Raw genomic sequence first — 17,678 nt, forward strand, 5'->3', positions numbered from 1 at the left:
CTCTTCTACTTACCCATTATCTTCTTTCCGTTATGGATATAAACCCCTTTCACGGGCTTATCTACCTTGATACCAGACACAGTATAGTAACCTGTACGTACGTTATCAGTTACATTAGTAATCCCATCAGTAACAGGGACTAATGGCAACGATGCTTGTAAAGTCTTTGCAACAGTAGCAGGAAAAGACAAGTAAGCCTCACCCACTGGGACAGCCTCATCCTTTGCCTCAACGAAAGACTCACCTTGAAGAACATAGTTCTTTACCTCTGTCTCACTACTATCAGCCTTATTTCCATGCTCAACAACTACCATTGTCCAATACGCAAGTGAAGGTAATATGAAAGAAACCTTACCCTCACGTTGAGAGAAGACAACCTCTTGTGGTGCACCACCTAAGTAGTCAGGACTTGCCACCCATATACGTGACACCGAAGTAGCATCGTCAAGAACAATCTTCTTGTTCTTCAAGACATTAGGCTCAGGCATCGTCTCTTTCAAATCACGTATATTAAAGTTGTCTCTTGACACGTTACTGTAATTAAGTAACTGTATCATCGTCACGTCACCCTTTGTTGTACTGTACGTATTCACACTGTACGACTTTGGTCCTATCGTCTGATTAGCAGCTTCAGCAACACTTGGATTAGGATTAGACAGGTCCCATGCAGCCACGTTAACGCCGTCCATTGTCATATTAACAGAGGTTTCAACGTTCCCATCTCGTAAGTAGTTCTCGTAAGCAACAAGGAAGTCATAATAGTGAATGATAGACTTCTGCAGTTTTTCCGACATTTTTCGGGCATTATCAGGGAAGTATTCTGTGAACAACATGTGGTCACCACTCAACTCTATACGTGAACCTCCGAGTGCGAAGATAGTAGCATTACCAAACAAAGCACTGCTCGTATGGAACTGACCACCATTGCCATTGCGACAGTGCAGATAAGCAGCAAAAACAGTATTAAAGGTGTTCTTGCCATTATTATGGCGGTTGTCCTGTATTATCTTACGGTAGTTCCACAGATAATCATCGTCACCCCACATCTCATTATAGCCGAATTCAACGTTACCAGTACCAACAATCTTTGCGCCACCGAAGGTTGAGACCGCATTCATCACAAGATACTTATTATGATTATCAGCCTTCATACGATTGATGAAATTAGCGAAGTAGTCTTCAAAGTCATGTGTGTCACGGCGGTCACCGTCAGTATAAACCTTCTTTTCGTTCACTTTCTTACTCTTCAAGTTGAGATAGTAGGCTTCACGCTGGTGGCCCAATTGATCGATATGATACCCATCAAAGCGAAGGTTCTGATAGACCTTATTGATAGAACCTGATAGATAGTTTACCCATTGCGGATTACCTGGATTCATCACATATATGCTGGGCCAATTGCCAAGAGGATACTGTACTTGACGAAGGTCATAGCCGCCTCCTTTCTTTTCATGCAAGTCTATCCAACCCCAATCACTACTAATACCATCATGACCATCAAAGTTATCTACTGTTTCAGGCTTTCCATCGATCATTCTACCAGTCACACCATATACTAAGTCATAGAACATACATTTACTTCCTACGCCATGCAACTGATTAATGTAGTTCTCTATTGACGACTTATAGACATTACGTAAACCAATATCTCTCCACTTTGTAGAGTCTTGAGGGAATGGTATATGATGCTTCCACTGCCAGTCATAAAACTGAATACCCGTCATGTGATAGCGATTAAGCATATCTACTTCCTTCTTAACCTGCTCAGGTGTCTTATCAGAACCATAGTGAGAGACGAACCCATAACGTGGGAAACGTCCCCATTCGGTAGACACATCTATTCCTATTGTCGCAAGTGTCTGCTCTGAAGTACCATTATCAACATAAATCTCAGCCATGTATCCTGTGAAATTCTGTGCTGGCACTTTCCAAATCCAACGCTGTTTTTCACCGATTTCATCGGTTTCTACGACAGTATTACCATGTAGATAACGTACCTTCGCATTAGCTGGAAGAACATACTTTGATGTAAATATAACTGTAGTTTCAGGCTCATAACGCACCTTGTCAGTAGTTAGTTCCACTGGATTATAGCGCAAAGTCATATCCTCTCTCACCTTTGAAGCAATCGCCTCAACGGTAGTCCCTGTTGATACACGTAGTGCATTGTCAACATATTGAGGGGCATTATCAGCCAATCGAAGCTGATAGACTGTATTAGGTGTAGCCTCAATGACAAGTCCCGTACCAGCACTTGCTGTCGTAACAGGCATCAAAGCTACCGAACTCTGCCCACTATTTCCCTTTGCAATATATGCTTTTAGCCCCGTAGCTGCACTGAAATCAACATCAAAAGGGCGTGAGAAGGTAGCATACTTACTGTTCTGCTGATAAGGGAAACTACCCTTTACCTTGTCTGAAACATAGGCTATTCCTTGCAAGACAGGCAATGCTGATGGTTTTACATAGACCCCAAAATCATTGGAAACATCGACAAAAGTGTTCTGACCAAGGCTTGGACAACTACTACCTAAGTAATATACAGCAGACAAATGACGGCATCCATTGAAGGTTCTGTCACCGATGTTCGTAAGAGAGAATGGTAGAACAACCGACTCAAGGGCTGAACACGTATAGAAAGCACCCATCCCTAATGTTGTTACAGACTGAGGAATTTGTATCGTTTTTAGGCTCTTACAACCCTCAAAAGACCATTCCCCAATCTCCTTTATGCCCTCAGGAAGTTCTAAAGATGCCAATCCACTATTCTTAAAAGCATGGTCCTTTATATACAGAAGACCTTTGTCAAACTGTACACTGGTCAGTTGGTGGCAATCTTGAAAAGCCTCTCCACCAATCTCCTTCACGCTTTCAGGTAATACAAGACGTGTCAAGGCAGTACCTGCAAAAGAGCGATGACCAATCTTTTGTAGTGTCCCCGATAATGTTACAGAAGTCAGACTCGTACAATCAGTGTACTCAAAGCCTTGCATCTCGACGACACGTGAGGCATCCATCACACGTTGTAAACCTTTACAACTATTAAAGGCACTGTAGCCAATAGTGCTTACCGAACTTGGTATTGTCACAGCTGTAATAGCATTGTTACGCTCAAAAGCATTATGCGCAATGGCTGTAACGGAATAAACCTTTTTGTTATTGCGAACTACAGAAGGGATAATGACCTCTCCACTCGCTCTCTTTCCATCTACTAAAGTCACTGATTTGTCCGAGCTTGTAGTGTATTTAAGATTGTCATACACGAAGTCGTCTGCAAAAGAGAACACAGATGCCGACAATGCGACACACAGAATAAGCAATCGTTTTAATCTCATGGTTTTAATTCTTATTGGTTTTCTAAATGGGCCTATACGGCTCCTTTCATGCTTGATGGTAAAGTAGAAAGGCATCACCACAGTCTGACTACTTTCAAGCCAAGCCTTGGCAATGCCTTCATTATAAACGATATTAATAATTATTCATCCCAAAGAGAGTGCTTACCAATACTGATATCACCATTAGAGGTAACTCTCAACGCATCATCAGTCTCATCCTCATCAGAATCAAATGTGTTCTTCTTTGACAATGCAGACCCTGGATCAGCAGGTGTATCATCAAAAGATAAGTCCAATAAATGCTGCTCTATCTTCACTGTGATTTGCTCTGTTGTAGGAGCTATATAGTTACATTTCATCGTATAATAACTTTTTTACCGTTCTTAATATATACACCTTTCTCCGTAGGGTTGATTACCTTTACACCAGAAAGCGTATAATAAACATTCTCCTCATCTGCCTTCTTGTTCTCAACGCTGCCGATACCCGTTGTATCATTAGACGTATTACCATCTTCATCGTCAAGACTTAAGCCGAAGACTACTGGCTTTGCGCCTTGAACACCTGTCTCGTTGGTTTCATGAACATAAGCTCTACCACAATAGATGGTCTTTGCGTCCTGCGTTAAGTGCAACTTATAATCAGCCTGTAGTGTCCAGTTACTCTTACCGTCTGTCTCTGTCTGATAAAGAAGAGTATCTTCGCGAACTGGCATTACCTTGTTATCAGCGAGCTTAGCAACAGCTGACTCTGCGATACGGTAGGTGTAAGTAGTACCAGGTGTACCAGCAAGGATAACACCTTCATTGGCTGCGATTGAAGTAGACTTTGTCATCTTCAATATCTTCTGAACCTTTGTAGGCTGCGTAACCTTATATGTACTCTTACCTACATAAGCCTCCATAGCATCACGACCATTAGCAGCAACGAAGTCTACAGGGAAGTCGTGGGTGAAAGTAGCATACTTTGTACTCAATGTCTGTTCGTAAGTATCCTTCAAGTTGAGTGTGTTCCAATCAGCATTTGACTGATAAGCAGACAACTTACTTGCCTTTACATAGACATTCTTTGGTGTGTTATCGAATGCGTTAGTAGCCAATGTTGCAGGCGTTTCAGCCAAGATGTTTACATAATTCAAGTGTGAACAACCATTGAAAGCGTTAGCCTTTATCTCTGTTACAGTAGATGGAAGAGTGATGAAAGGCAGACTTGTACAACCAGCAAACATGCTTTCTGCCACATAAGTCAATGGCTGAGTAGCTGAAGATGTAGCAGGGAACTCTACGTACTTCAAGCTTTTACAGTCCATGAAAGCCTCTTTACCGATAGTCATATCCCCCTTGAGGTGAACACAAGTAAGTCCACTCTCTCGGAAAGCATCAGCACCAAGTGTCTTAACAGAACCCTTGAAGAAGAACTTCTTCAATGCACCAGTAGACCAGAAAGCACCGTCACCAATAGTTTCAACCTTAGTACCATAGTCTACTGTAGCTAAATGATCACAGCTTCGGAAAGCCTGCGCATCAATTGTCTTAAGCTCTGCTGGCAACTTAATAGTAGTCAAAGCAGTACACATATTGAATGCATTTGCACCAATCTTAGTGATGTTATCCCATGCACCTGGCTGCCCAGGAATACCCTTGATAGTTGTTAGTTTGCCACAAGCCCAGAATGTATTTGCAGGAATTTCAGTTACAGCTGCAGGCCATTCAACAGATGTTAAAGGTGTCGCCCAGAACACACCTGTGTCCATCTTCTTGATTTTTGAGAGGTCAACAGACGTCAAAGCATCACAGAGATAGAAGCAGTTATCGCCTAACTCCTCTACAGATTGAGGAACTTGAGACCATGTGATTTTATCGCAATCCTGGAATGCGCAGCTGTTTAAACGCTTTGGATTATAACCATTCCAATTGATAGTTGCTAAGTTCTTACAGTTCTTGAAGGTAAAACTTGGCAAGTTGTTTGAAGCATAACTACTTGGGAATTTAAAAGAGGTAAATGATTCACAACCTTCAAACACACCACCACCTTCTATAGAATTAGCAGCATCATCGCCTAAGTAAGTAACCGAATTTGGAAGCGTGATAGACGCCAACTTCTTACAGTTTAAGAATGCATGTGAGTCAATCTCCTTCAACTGAGAAGTACCATCAGTAGCACCTTCAATTACAAACTCAGTCATGTTTACACACTCATCAAAACAACGTGATTCGATGTGCTCAACTGTCTTTGGGATTGTAATCTTAGTAATCTGGCTTGTTACATTAGTATCTGCAGCACGGAAAAGATTAGCACGAAGCATGGTAACCTTATAAGTAGCATTACCTTGAAGTACCCCTCCGTAAGTAACCTCAGCTGTTACTGTCTCAGGAATAGTAACTGCTCCTACCTTACGAATGGCATTATACTGCGCATCAGCCAAAGCTTCGTCCTTCTTCGCATCAGTGCTCAAATCAGTCAAAGTTGTCCAACCACAGAACTCAACAGCGTTATTCTGTGACGTGAGACTCTCGAAATGCTGGATACTAAACAGCATACCATTGTACACAAACAGTTTGGCTCTTCGCTCAACATCCGTTGGTTGAGAGTCAGCAAAGCATCCTAACGAGATGAATGCAAACAATAACAGTAGTAATTTTCGTTTCATTTTTTTTATTTAATAATTAATTTGGTCCGTATTGTTGATAGTAAACTACACGACTGAAGACTTTGAAACAAGTGGCTATCCTCTCTGATGTCGTCTCGTCTACATCCTTATATATAATGCCGTCTTCCATTCTCTATACGAAATAAAAGTTATTTTTAGTTTCAAACACCAAACAGAAAGACTGGCACAAAGGTAAGAAAATAAACAATTAATAAAACCTTTGGAACAACAAATACAAGTTATTAAAAAGCGTATTGAGCATTATGACAGTCAGTTATAAAGTTCTATCACAACCTATAATACAAACATTGTATAACGATAATAACACTTTAGTAAAAAATTGTCAACCAGACATTAAACTTCTATCTACTAATTATCACACTTTTTAATAAGACTTATTTTTACCGATGAAATCAGTATTTTTATAACAAAAAGATACCAGTTAAGACTCAAAACAAGAATTTCTTAGTGTAGTATTAACCCTTACAACCGAAAAAGAAAAGACTCTTCTCCGAATTATTTTCATGAAAAAAAATATTTCCACTCACGTAAAAAAATATTTTTCTTCATGAAAAGAAATTATTTTGTTCGTGAAAAGAAATAGAGATTAGTGGTGTTCAGAAATCGTTTTGCTTATAAAGTAGAGAGAACTGAATGCCAGACAACATAAATTACAATGCCATTAATCTACCGTTCTTACCATGTTTACTCAATGTATTAGTGCCTTTTGCCCAAACTATTGAAACTTGTCATGTACGGGAATAACTGTAGGATTAAAGGAATAAATTATCCCTTTGCAACTCGACAAAAGGGACAAAAAGAAACGTGCGACAGCCCAATGCACAAAACATTGGGCTGTCGCACGAGGCTCATATTTTATCTTATAAATAAAAGAGGAAAGCTTCTTCAACTATAGTTTTAGTACCATTTCATCGAAACTATCGGGGTTGATTGACTTCAGACGGACACGTGAACGATAAGCATAAACCGTTGCCTTCGAGCAACGAAGGAAAGAACAGATTAGCTCATTTTCGTTTACTCCAAGTCGGATAAGCGCAAAGATGCGAAGATCAGTAGACAGATGACCAGGCTGTTTAGGGACTATCTGTTCCTCTGGCTTGAGTAATGCGTTGAAGTCGGACACGAAGTTAGGGAAAAGACCAAGGAAGGTCTCATCGAAACTGGCGTAGAAAGAATCCAACTCACGGTCGATCACCTCTTGTGACTTTAATGTGTTGAGTAGTTCGGTACGCTTGTTTCCAGTAACAAGGCGGTAGATCTGTTTGCGATAACTGTCTAACTTGTCGATATAATCAGAACATTGAGTAAGGAAGCGTGTGATATATTCGTCTTTAATATGATTTGACTCCTTCAACATCTCATTAGTGTTTGAGAGTCGAGCACGGATGGCACGAAGCTCTATGATACGTCGACGAATATAGATAATCATCATGAGAAGGAAGATAGACAACAGACTAATCAACACAAGAGAGACAGTAAGACGAAGTGTGCGGCTCTTTGCCTCACGTTCATGCGACTTAACAATAACAGGCCAGATGTCTGACATTGCTATCGTACGTTGGCGTGCATTACAGAAGACAGCATCGTTCATAGCCTTATCCATATAGGCGTATGCACGTTTGGTATCGCCCTCTTCAAAGAGGATGACAGCCAACTGCTGGAGTGCAAGATACTCCTTTACCGAGTTGCGAATATCAGAGATAGACGCAGCGATAAGATACTGCTTCTCAGCCTCAAGATTCTTTTCTTTACCGTAGATATCGGCAAGCGATATGGCAATAAAAGCCGTCTGGCGATCGCTCAGAGAATGTTGGCGATAGGCATCGAGGAGGATTTTCTTAGCTTGCTCGTACTGTTGGCGATTGACAAGTTGCTCAGCACGTGACCAGATATCGGGCGAAGCATTGTTGTCAACGACCGAGTCGTTGCAAAGCTTCTCCATTCTCTTATATTGTCGCTTCTGCCATGAAGTCAATGAAGCGTCAGCAAGCGTACGGTAGAGGGTTTTGCGGGTGGAAAAGTAATAGAATGACAACTCATTACCGATTTCTTTTCGAGGAATAGAGTTAACAATGTCGTTAGCTTCCAAGAGCTGACCACCTCGGATAAAGAGGTAGGCAAGGTTAAGTTTGGCGTCGTTGATTTTATGTTTATCCCCCATCTGCTTAGCGATTTTCTGCTTATTAAGCGCATAGACAATGGCAGAGTCGACTGAATAAGAGGTATAAAGATTGAACAGCTTATCAGAGAGTTCGTAACGAGCCTGATTGGTTCGAGCATCATGAAGTTGCTTCTTCACGCTACGGATATAGTCTTCAAACTTCTTATCATAGCGAGGGGACATGGCTATCTCATGGTCGAGATCGTCAAGAGTGAGTATTTGGTTCTGTGCCTTCGTCAGTAAAGACGTACATAACATGATACAGATGCTTACGATTATTCTCATTCGTTTCATTATCATTTGGGATATAATGTCATTGTATATAATAACGTCTTTATAAAGACTTTTAGTATGTAATAGTGCAAGTAAGTTGGTGCTTAGTATAAGAGGCATAATAAGCCACAGAGAGACGTTAAGCATCTATCGGAGTAGATAACACTCTGATGACATGAATACTTACGTTTCTCTGTGGCTTTATCATTTATTGTTCCATCTGTATCGGTAGTAACCGATAATTAAATTTGTCCTAAAGTGCTTTCAAGCTGATGGCGAAACCGCCTCCACGCACCTCTTGAAGCTTGAGAACATCACCCTTCTTAACAGTGCGTTTGGTGATGGTATAGGCCTTTGGATTCTTCTCGTAATCAGCGTCCTTAGCGTCAGCATAGATGGTAGCCTCGTACTTTCTGCCCTTATCAAGGAAGTCGAGTTTGAGGATACTAAGGTGGGGTGCGATACCAGTCTTACCTCCTACGAACCAGTTGTTAGTACCTTTCGCCTTACGAGCAACGGTAACGTAGCGTGCAGGCTCGGCCTCAAGATAACGGCTGTCATCCCAGTCAACGGCTACATCCTTAATGAACTGGAAGGCATCATTATACTTCTGATAGTTCTCTGGGAGGTCGGCAGCCATCTGAAGTGGACTATACATTGTTAGATAAAGCGCAAGCTGACCTACGAGAGTTGTGTGAACATAGCTCTTATTATTGCACCATGTAGAGAGTTGAGTCTCAAGGATACCAGGCGTATAGTCCATTGGTCCACCCTGAAGACGGGTGAATGGAAGAATGACAGTATGGTTAGGATCGCTTCCTCCAAATGCTTCGTATTCTGTTCCACGTGCTGACTCGTTACCGACAAGGTTTGGCCATGTACGGCAGAGACCCGTTGGACGTGTTGCTTCATGCCCATTCACCATAATATGATGCTTAGCTGCTTCCTTAATAACATGTAGGTAGTGGTTGTTCATTGACTGTGAATAGTGATGGTCGCCACGTGGGATAATATCGCCTACATAGCCAGTCTTCACAGCATCGTAGCCATACTTATTCATCAAATTGAAGGCTTCCTCCATGTGACGCTCATAGTTCTGAGTACTTGAAGAAGTCTCGTGATGCATCATCAACTTTACGCCCTTAGAGTGAGCATACTCATTCAAGCCCTTGATATCAAAGTCTGGATAAGGAGTAACAAAGTCGAACACATAGTCCTTCCAGTGGCCGAACCAGTCTTCCCAACCGATATTCCAACCCTCAACCAATACTTGGTCTAAGCCGTTAGCAGCTGCAAAGTCGATGTATTTCTTCACGTTCTCGGTGTTAGCAGGGTGATGTCCGTTAGGCTTAGCATGGGCATAATCAGTCTGACCAAGCTTCACTGAACTAAATTCATCAGTATAAGCCCAAGACTTACCACCAGCTATCATCTCCCACCAAACGCCACAGTACTTTGTAGGATGTATCCATGACGTGTCTTCAATCTTACAAGGTTCGTTAAGATTAAGGATGAGATTATTTGCAAGCATATCACGTGCATCATCGCTGACCATCACCGTACGCCATGGAGTCTCGCATGGAGTCTGCATGAAACCCTTTCGTCCTGTAGCGTCAGGAGTAAGCCATGACTCAAAGGTCATGGTTTTGTCGTCTAAATTCAGGTGCATTGTAGCGTAGTTAGCACATGCTGCTTCATGAATGTTAATGTAGAGTCCGTCAGCAGACTTCATCTGTAAAGAGGTCTGAACACCTGTTTCTGAGAAGACTGCAACAGATGAGTTGCTCCAGTTAACAGCGTCATGGAAACGCTTGCGGATTTCGGATAGCTTTGATTCCTGCGTCTCCTGCTCCTGCGTGTCATAGTCTCCTGGAAGCCACCATGCCGTATGGTCGCCTGCCATAGCGAACTGTGTATGTTCCTCTTTGATAACGAAGTAGTTCAGTTCTGGCTGTTGTGGGAACTCGTAACGAAGGCCCATTCCATCGTCATAGACCCGGAAACGGATTACTATGTTACGTTTACTGCTTGGCTGATTGAGGTCTACTTCCAACTCATTATAATGGTTGCGAATAGTAGCAGTTTCTCCCCAAACAGGTTTCCAAGTCTCATCAAAGGTAGTAGTCTTGGTTCCTGTCTTCTCAAAACCGTCCATTAAGCTGGTTTCATCCATTCCTTTACTGGCATGCTTGTCCTTTGCCAATTCTAAACCTAAGTGTGAAGGCTTAACAACAGCCTTACCCTTATAAGTCATCTCATAGGTTGGCACGCCATTTCCCGTTAGTGAGAACGTCACAGCAACATTACCATTTGGAGACTTAACTGTCTGCGCATTCGCAATGCTTGCCCACCCCATTAAAAGCCCAATAAGGGCAATATTGGTTTTCTTCATTGTTTTGTTTAAGTATGTTGGTTATTATTTCTTTGATTAAGGATTGTAAGTTTTTAGCTTACTGATAGATGCAAAGTTAGCAAAAAAGCCTAAAAGAAAATGCAATAGTAGTGTTTAAGTAGATTTAAGAAACGGCATATACTAGATAAAGAACTTATTATCAATTATTTAATAAGTTGCTGTAATTTATTTAAGTAGATAGCTTTTAATTCCAATGAAAGTATTATCTTTGCATTAAATAGCGTTTTAGTCATGAGAAAACTATTATTATATGTACTCTTGCTGTTGCTCCCTACGACAACATTCGCAGGTAGTGACACTGAACAACTACGCCAGAAATTAGACAAGCTATTGGCCCATAGAAATTCACTTATCAATGCTAAGAACAAAGACATCAAACGTTTAAAGAGGTATCTCACGACTAATGGTAATGCTATTAACCATCTTCAAACCTACGAACAACTCTATGAAGAGTATTATGTGTTCCAGTTTGACTCTGCAATGACCTATCTTGATAAGGGTATTCAACTGTCTCAACAAATAAAAAACAGCTACTACTATAATACTAATGTTATACGAAAGGCTGAGTTATTATCTATTGGTGGTCTTTATAGTGAGGCTGTTAACGAAATTGAACAAGTAGATACTACGCTTCTTGATAGGCCTCAACGCTTTGAATACTACTTCTCTCTCTTCCGTATCTACACCTATTGGGCAGACTTCTGCAACGATAAGACATATACGCCAACATACCGAGAAAGGGCAAAGAACTACCTTACGAAAGCCATGCCTTACTGCGATGAAACCGCTAAAAGTTATGAGTATTACTGCGGTGAATACGCTGTTTTTGTCCTAAACAATCACATGGAGGCACGTGCTCATTACCTTAAAGCAATAAAGCAACTACCGTCGTCTTCACGTTACTATGCGATGGCTTGCTTTGCACTCTCGGGTAACTACGGTAGTGAAGGGGATACTGAGAAACAGGAGGAATACCTCTTATTGTCGAGTATTGGGGATATGGAGAACTGCACAATGGAGAACTTTGCACTGCAAAACCTTGCCATGTATATCTTTGAACATAATAAGGACGAACTCGACCGAGCGCAACAATACATACAGACTGCCCTTGAGGATGCTCGTTTCTATAATAACAGACTTCGTATAATAGAGATTTCAAGTAAGTTACCTGCCATTGTTAGCAGTTATCAACAGACGCTTAACCAGCGGAATAAAGTGCAGATGACGGCCATCATTGTTATTTCACTATTACTTCTCTTCCTACTTTTTGCGGTCGTATATATCGTAAAACAAACCAAACGACTTAGTCTTCAACAGCAAAAGTTACAACTGAATAATAATCAACTATCCAATCTCAACACACAGCAAAAACAGCTGAATACACAACTAAACGACCTTAATGCTTTGCTTGTAGACACCAATCGAAAGCGCGAAAGATTGGCGAAGTTGTATATTGACCTTTGTGCTAAATATATTGCAAGACTAAAGAAACAACAGACATTGGTCAAGAGGAAGATAAAAGCCAACCAAACTACAGAATTGCTTAGTCAGCTCTCCTCTGAGCGACTATCAGAAGAAGACGCTGCTACATTCCTGTCTCGTTTCGACAAAGCGTTCCTTGATCTCTATCCAGACTTTACTGAAGAACTTAATAACTTACTCTTACCTGATGGCAAAATTCAGAACAAAAGCAACGATGGACTTACCACCGAGCAACGCATTATGGCCTTAATCAGATTGGGCGTAAAGGAGAGCTCTGAGATAGCCGACCTCCTTTTCTATTCTCCACAGACCATCTATAACTACCGTTCAGTACTTAAAGGGAAAGCTGTAAACAAAGAGACTTTTGAGGAAGAGGTGATGACGTTGTGTCGTGTCATTGGTAAATCGAATACCAACTAACTCAAAACAGGAGTTAAGAACAGCCTTTGCTATGTCAATAAAATTAACGAATCAAGTTAAAAACCACAAACCCCTACATATTAGATATAAGTCTTCTCAGTAGACAATAACGACACCACCCAACCTACCTCACCATCGCCTACAATCATGCCATTGCCCCACACAAACGGTCTGAACGCCGAACATATTTCCTGTTAAGCCTTACCACTCATTGTATTGAGGATTAATTCTATTTCCCCCACACCTTATTATATATATAGTATGACCTTAGAGAAGAGGCATATACCCCCCAGTAAGAATCCACCATATAATATAGACACCTCCACTCCACCCTACTAAAAAAGGGCTTGCACAAGGTATAACTCCCTTGGCAAGCCCCTTTATATTAATGTTTTGCTTACAGATCCTTACTTCAACTTCAAGTCGTAGTTCATATCCTTGGTATTTGTTGCAGGCTCCTCGAACTCGTCATTAACAAGACGGAGTGTAGAATCGTTCACAACAAGGAAGTTTGTCTTGTTACCCTTACCCAATTCAAACTGGTAGTAAGTATTCTTCTTGCCCTTAACATCCTTCTCAATAACCTGATACTTACCGTTATAGTTATAAACAGTATCAGCCTCAGAAGCAGATTTCATATAAGCCTCAGATACGCTGAAACCGTTTGAAGAATCCTTAGCCAAAGCCACACGATACTTGATACCAGCAACATCAGCAGCAGGTGTCAGGCCTTCGTAAACAGCAGAGTCGCCAGCAGCAGCAGTTGAGTCCTGTGCTGATGAGTCTGCACCCCCATTGTTTGCAGTAGTCTTGCCATTGTTACAAGCTACCATAGCTGCGCATGCAGCTACCATAAACATAATCTTTTTCATAATCATTTTAGTTTTATATGTAAACTCTAATTTAACTCTCGAGCTGCAAAGATATTGTATTTACAATTAAAAACAAGAATGTTTTAACCTTTATTTGTTCTTATCGTGCAAGTTTTACTTTATTTTTATCGCCATAGCACGTATCCCTTGTCCACCCTGCGAGTTCGTTGCTCTAATTACAAAATGATAATCTCCTGGTTGCGCATTAGCCGGGATGTAGATGCTCTGACGGGCGTCATAATCTTTATTACCACGTGGGATAACAAAGTCCTGATTATAATAGAACGCATTCTTCTGAGGATCTTTCTTTGCGTCTAAGGCGCATGTCTGTCCTTGTGTTCCGTGTGTATGGTGATCGAAGTTATTATGGATTTCAAGATTATAACTGCCTAACTCCTCATGACCAGTAATTCGATAGTGGAAATAAATACTATCTCCACGGTTATACACTTGGCAGTCTACAGGGTTAGCCGTTATACCTAAATCAGTAATAACTGGTACCTCTACGCTTTCTGTTGAGCAAGACACCATCCCGAGGAGGGCTGCTACAGCTGCTAAACTAAATAGAATCTTTTTCATAATGTGTGCTTTATTACTTAATCCGTTAGGGTTAATTCTGTTTCAATACTTTGTTTTCTTATCTTTAAGATTTAACCTACTTACAAGAAGACAATACCCTCTTGTCACTCACTTTACTTGTTATGAACAAACAAGCTGAAGCACATCCCCTTATAAGTAGGTCCTCATTATTTATCAAGCATTTATCGTTTTCGTTTCTTACTTACTTAACGATAAAGTCCTCAATCTCCTCAGTAGTCTCGCGACCCTTACTATCCTTCACCGTGAAATGGATATGATAAGTACCTGGCTTACACTCAGCAGGGATAGTAACCTCCTGTGTGAAAGTAATGTTACCACTCTTTCCTTTGTAACCATCCACGTCTATCTCATGCTCTTTATCACCATGGAACTCTATCTCTATTTCGTCAATAGGGTCCTTGGTAACGATGTTTGCAGAGAAAGTAAGCTTACCATTCGCTGCTCCAGACATAGCATTCACCTTCAAATCAGAAATCTTTGGCGCATTAGGGTCTACCACCTTCTTCTGCAAATTAACCTTCTCTACGATGGTGTTGACGCCTCCCTGTTCGTTAGTAACCTTAATTGTGCAAGTGTAGACACCCTCAGCAAGTGTTTCAGGAAGGTCGAGATGCTCGTGGAAAGTAGTGTTGAGCACTCCAGCATACTTGAGACTGTTGTAAACCTTCTCCACCTTATTATTCTCATCCTTGTAGAATGAGACGCTGACAGACTTTATCTTAGAACTTGACTGTATTTTACATTCCAAGTGGATGTCGTCGCCAATTGTGCCAACCTTGCTGTTGTCGTGTCCGATCTCTATTTCGCTAAAAGTGATACCACCGTTTGCAGGTGAATCATTGTCGTCACTACATGAAGTGAGTGTCATTGCAAACACGCTCAAAAGCGCCATAGCGCCCATTAAAAGTTTCTTTTTCATTGTTTAATCTGTTTTTGATTGAAGCTTTCGCCTCGGTTTTCTATTATGTTGTTTATCTCATTCTTTACGTTGTGAAAGGATGACATGGGAGACAGTGTGTTGTTAGTCTGTCTCTCCATGTCTATCCAATCGAAGTCTCAGATTAGTGTATTTGATCAAGCATTTATATTGTTTTCGTTATTGAAGTTACTGTTCATCAGAACTCAAAGGTAGCTATCAGTGCCACGTTGCGGCCTGGCTCTGGTACGTCTATGAGTCGATAGAAACTCGTATGGTCGTAATACTTACGATTGAGGAGGTTCTCTGCGTTAAGACTCAGTCGTAACGTACGCTCACCAAAGGCAAAGTCTTTCCCCGCAGTGAGGTTCAACGTGTAGTAACCCGGCGTCGGCTTCTCTGGCGGAACGATGTTGTTTTGTCTACCAGTGACGTGCATGTTCATTGCGACAAAGCCTTCATTGCCTACGTTCTTACGACAGAAGGCATAACGAAGGGTAGCATCTGCCGACCAAGGAGTACTGAACGGGAGTGTATAACCCTTCTTTTCGCCTGATAACTGTTCTGCATATAGATATTCACCCTTGAACTCTGCACTCAATGAAGGTAGTATCTTCCAGTCTGCCTGTAGCTCAAATCCACAGCGGATAACCCTACTCTGCGTGTAATAATACCATTGCAAACCTTCATAATAGTTCGGTGTCGGATTCATGTAGATGTAGTTTGGGAAATAGTTGAGATAGGGGTCGAACTGAATCGTTAGTCTATCGTTTCCCCAATGAATACCAGCATCCAACTGATAGGACTCCTCCGGGTTCAGATTAGGGTTACCTTTCTCATATCGGAAGATGTGATAATTAACACCATCTGTGCCCAACTCCTTTGGAATAGGTACTCGGAAGCTCTTTCCTATATTTGCTTTTAGAATCCACCCTGCCGTTGCGTAGTTGATACCAGCCGACCACGTGAGACTATTGAACGAACGACAGAGGTCCTGCGAACGTTCTTTATAAATGGTATCGGTGGCACTTACAGGCGTCTTAAACCAGTCGGTATAGCTATGGATATTTGTTCTTACGTGGTCGTAACGTACTCCGGCGTTTACAATCAGGTCTTTCTTGATTGTGTAACGGTCGAAGGCATACGCACCAAATGAGGTTGTTTCAAAGTCAGGGATGATAAAACCCCAGCCCGCACGACGGTTGTGTTGATACTCACCATTGACTCCTGCCGACAGACTATGGCGTTCGTTCAAGTCGTAACGTGTCATCAGATTGGCCGTGTAAGTATCTTTCTTGAACTCACGCTCCAGTGAGTTCGGTGGCGTAGGCATGTATCCATGTGCGATAGGTTCGGTTAGCTCCTTGCGGTGGTTGTTCTGATAGGCTAAATTTAACTCTAAAGCAAGCTGCCCTTCTTGGTAGACTGTATGACTCATCACCTTGAAGTGGTTCACACTCTGGTAAGGTAAGTCGATGTCTCGACGTGACTTATCATAGTCGATGCTCGACAGTCTCACCTCTAACCCATGTGCGTTAGCAAAGAAGCCGCTCTTTGTGTAGGCATCCGACAGCTTGAGCTCGGTATGGAAATTAATACCCTTATAACCCAACGTCACACTCCCATCTCGTTCAAGACCTGCCGTATTGCGAAGGAGCTTGTCCTTCAATGGTATGTCGTAAGAGAAGTATTGGATGCTATTCGTTGGCACTCTGTAATCGGCATAGTCGATAAGTGTTGTGTTAGCCTTCCAATAGAAGCCCCCTGTGATACCCTGTAAGCGAGCTGACAGACCAACTGATTCATTGTTGCTACGGCCGAAGAGCGACACAGCCCCTTGGAATTTCTTCGTCGGAATATAGTTGCTATAGAGGTTAATCACGCCGCCAATGGCATCTGAACCATAGAGTAACGCTGCCGGACCCTTGACAACATCAATGTGGTCGATGGCAAACTGGTCTATTTCCAACCCATGGTCGTCGCCCCACTGTTGCCCTTCATGCTTGATACCATCCTCGGTTACAACCATACGATTAAATCCCAAACCACGTATCGTTGGCTTTGATTGACCCGAACCAATACTCATTGCCTTTACACCAGGGATGCCCCTAAGGCTCTGCATCAAACTTCCTGAGAAGTTATTCTGTAGGAACTCTTTGCCTATACTTATCGTATTGACTGATGATCTCATCTGAATGTCTTTCTGTCTGTTGCCCAACACGGTCAGATCTTGCATAACAATACTACTGTCAACGCCTACTTCAAGCGGTGCTGAAGGTGCTTTTGACGTGTGATTGTCTGCCAAGGCTGTCATGCACACAGGAGAAAGAACAAAAGCTAATAAAGCCTTATTCATTTCCAATTGTTGTTGAATGTTGATAAAATTATGGTATGTCAGCCTTGTCTTATACGTGCGAAAAGGCGTGTATAACAAGGCTTTTTAAGGCACAGTGACGACAGAAAAGGGACTATCCTACGGGGTTCTATTTATCCTCGAAGGCTGCTTTCGCCTATTACGGCCAAAGCTAACAAGGC

Annotated in this window: 10 protein-coding genes; 1 reads left to right on the forward strand and 9 read right to left on the reverse strand. The window is 41.8% G+C overall.

Features of this window, described 5'->3' with window-relative positions; genetic code table 11:
- Positions 1 to 5: 5 nt before the first annotated feature.
- The 5 genes from CHB62_RS01000 to CHB62_RS01020 all read right to left on the reverse strand — a co-directional run bounded on the left by CHB62_RS01000 (position 6) and on the right by CHB62_RS01020 (position 10,832).
- Positions 6 to 3,335, reverse strand: coding sequence for a glycoside hydrolase family 66 protein (locus tag CHB62_RS01000; RefSeq protein WP_089365321.1), 3,330 nt, complete (start codon positions 3,333 to 3,335; stop codon positions 6 to 8).
- Between the two features lie 140 nt (positions 3,336 to 3,475).
- Positions 3,476 to 3,694, reverse strand: a complete 219-nt coding sequence (locus tag CHB62_RS01005; protein ID WP_089365322.1) for a hypothetical protein — start codon at positions 3,692 to 3,694, stop codon at positions 3,476 to 3,478.
- Positions 3,691 to 5,985 (reverse strand): leucine-rich repeat domain-containing protein, encoded by a 2,295-nt coding sequence (locus tag CHB62_RS01010; RefSeq protein ID WP_089365323.1) that lies wholly within the window; start codon positions 5,983 to 5,985, stop codon positions 3,691 to 3,693. The genes CHB62_RS01005 and CHB62_RS01010 overlap by 4 nt, the downstream gene beginning before the upstream one ends.
- 910 nt (positions 5,986 to 6,895) lie before the next feature.
- Complete coding sequence (susR, locus tag CHB62_RS01015) at positions 6,896 to 8,452, reverse strand: SusR family glycan utilization regulator (RefSeq protein WP_240616220.1); 1,557 nt, start codon at positions 8,450 to 8,452, stop codon at positions 6,896 to 6,898.
- A 241-nt stretch (positions 8,453 to 8,693) separates the two neighbouring features.
- On the reverse strand, positions 8,694 to 10,832 hold the full coding sequence (locus CHB62_RS01020; protein WP_089365325.1) for a glycoside hydrolase family 97 protein: 2,139 nt from the start codon (positions 10,830 to 10,832) through the stop codon (positions 8,694 to 8,696).
- Between the two features lie 252 nt (positions 10,833 to 11,084).
- Between CHB62_RS01020 and CHB62_RS01025 the strand changes: the two genes are divergently transcribed.
- Positions 11,085 to 12,755 (forward strand): SusR-related protein, encoded by a 1,671-nt coding sequence (locus tag CHB62_RS01025; protein WP_089365326.1) that lies wholly within the window; start codon positions 11,085 to 11,087, stop codon positions 12,753 to 12,755.
- A gap of 407 nt (positions 12,756 to 13,162) precedes the next feature.
- On the opposite strand, the gene CHB62_RS01030 is transcribed toward CHB62_RS01025, so the two are convergent.
- From CHB62_RS01030 to CHB62_RS01045, 4 genes are all read right to left on the reverse strand, one after another.
- Complete coding sequence (locus CHB62_RS01030) at positions 13,163 to 13,627, reverse strand: copper resistance protein NlpE N-terminal domain-containing protein (RefSeq protein ID WP_009011014.1); 465 nt, start codon at positions 13,625 to 13,627, stop codon at positions 13,163 to 13,165.
- A gap of 114 nt (positions 13,628 to 13,741) precedes the next feature.
- A complete protein-coding gene (locus CHB62_RS01035) occupies positions 13,742 to 14,206 on the reverse strand; it encodes a DUF4625 domain-containing protein (RefSeq protein WP_089365327.1) in 465 nt (154 codons plus the stop codon).
- 202 nt (positions 14,207 to 14,408) lie between these two features.
- Positions 14,409 to 15,146, reverse strand: coding sequence for a DUF4625 domain-containing protein (locus CHB62_RS01040; protein WP_089365328.1), 738 nt, complete (start codon positions 15,144 to 15,146; stop codon positions 14,409 to 14,411).
- Positions 15,147 to 15,342: 196 nt separating this feature from the next.
- Complete coding sequence (locus tag CHB62_RS01045) at positions 15,343 to 17,499, reverse strand: TonB-dependent receptor (protein ID WP_089365329.1); 2,157 nt, start codon at positions 17,497 to 17,499, stop codon at positions 15,343 to 15,345.
- Between the last annotated feature and the right edge of the window lie 179 nt (positions 17,500 to 17,678).

This window comes from Prevotella jejuni (assembly GCF_900187995.1).
In the GTDB taxonomy this organism is placed as follows: Bacteria; Bacteroidota; Bacteroidia; order Bacteroidales; family Bacteroidaceae; genus Prevotella; species Prevotella jejuni.

What these genes read in the sequence shown, in the direction of transcription:
- CHB62_RS01000 (WP_089365321.1), bottom strand. Translation starts at nt 3,335, where the DNA reads ATGAGATTAAAACGATTGCTTATTCTGTGTGTCGCATTGTCGGCATCT.
- CHB62_RS01005 (WP_089365322.1), bottom strand. Translation starts at nt 3,694, where the DNA reads ATGAAATGTAACTATATAGCTCCTACAACAGAGCAAATCACAGTGAAG.
- CHB62_RS01010 (WP_089365323.1), bottom strand. Translation starts at nt 5,985, where the DNA reads ATGAAACGAAAATTACTACTGTTATTGTTTGCATTCATCTCGTTAGGA.
- susR (WP_240616220.1), bottom strand. Translation starts at nt 8,452, where the DNA reads ATGAGAATAATCGTAAGCATCTGTATCATGTTATGTACGTCTTTACTG.
- CHB62_RS01020 (WP_089365325.1), bottom strand. Translation starts at nt 10,832, where the DNA reads ATGAAGAAAACCAATATTGCCCTTATTGGGCTTTTAATGGGGTGGGCA.
- CHB62_RS01025 (WP_089365326.1), top strand. Translation starts at nt 11,085, where the DNA reads ATGAGAAAACTATTATTATATGTACTCTTGCTGTTGCTCCCTACGACA.
- CHB62_RS01030 (WP_009011014.1), bottom strand. Translation starts at nt 13,627, where the DNA reads ATGAAAAAGATTATGTTTATGGTAGCTGCATGCGCAGCTATGGTAGCT.
- CHB62_RS01035 (WP_089365327.1), bottom strand. Translation starts at nt 14,206, where the DNA reads ATGAAAAAGATTCTATTTAGTTTAGCAGCTGTAGCAGCCCTCCTCGGG.
- CHB62_RS01040 (WP_089365328.1), bottom strand. Translation starts at nt 15,146, where the DNA reads ATGAAAAAGAAACTTTTAATGGGCGCTATGGCGCTTTTGAGCGTGTTT.
- CHB62_RS01045 (WP_089365329.1), bottom strand. Translation starts at nt 17,499, where the DNA reads ATGAATAAGGCTTTATTAGCTTTTGTTCTTTCTCCTGTGTGCATGACA.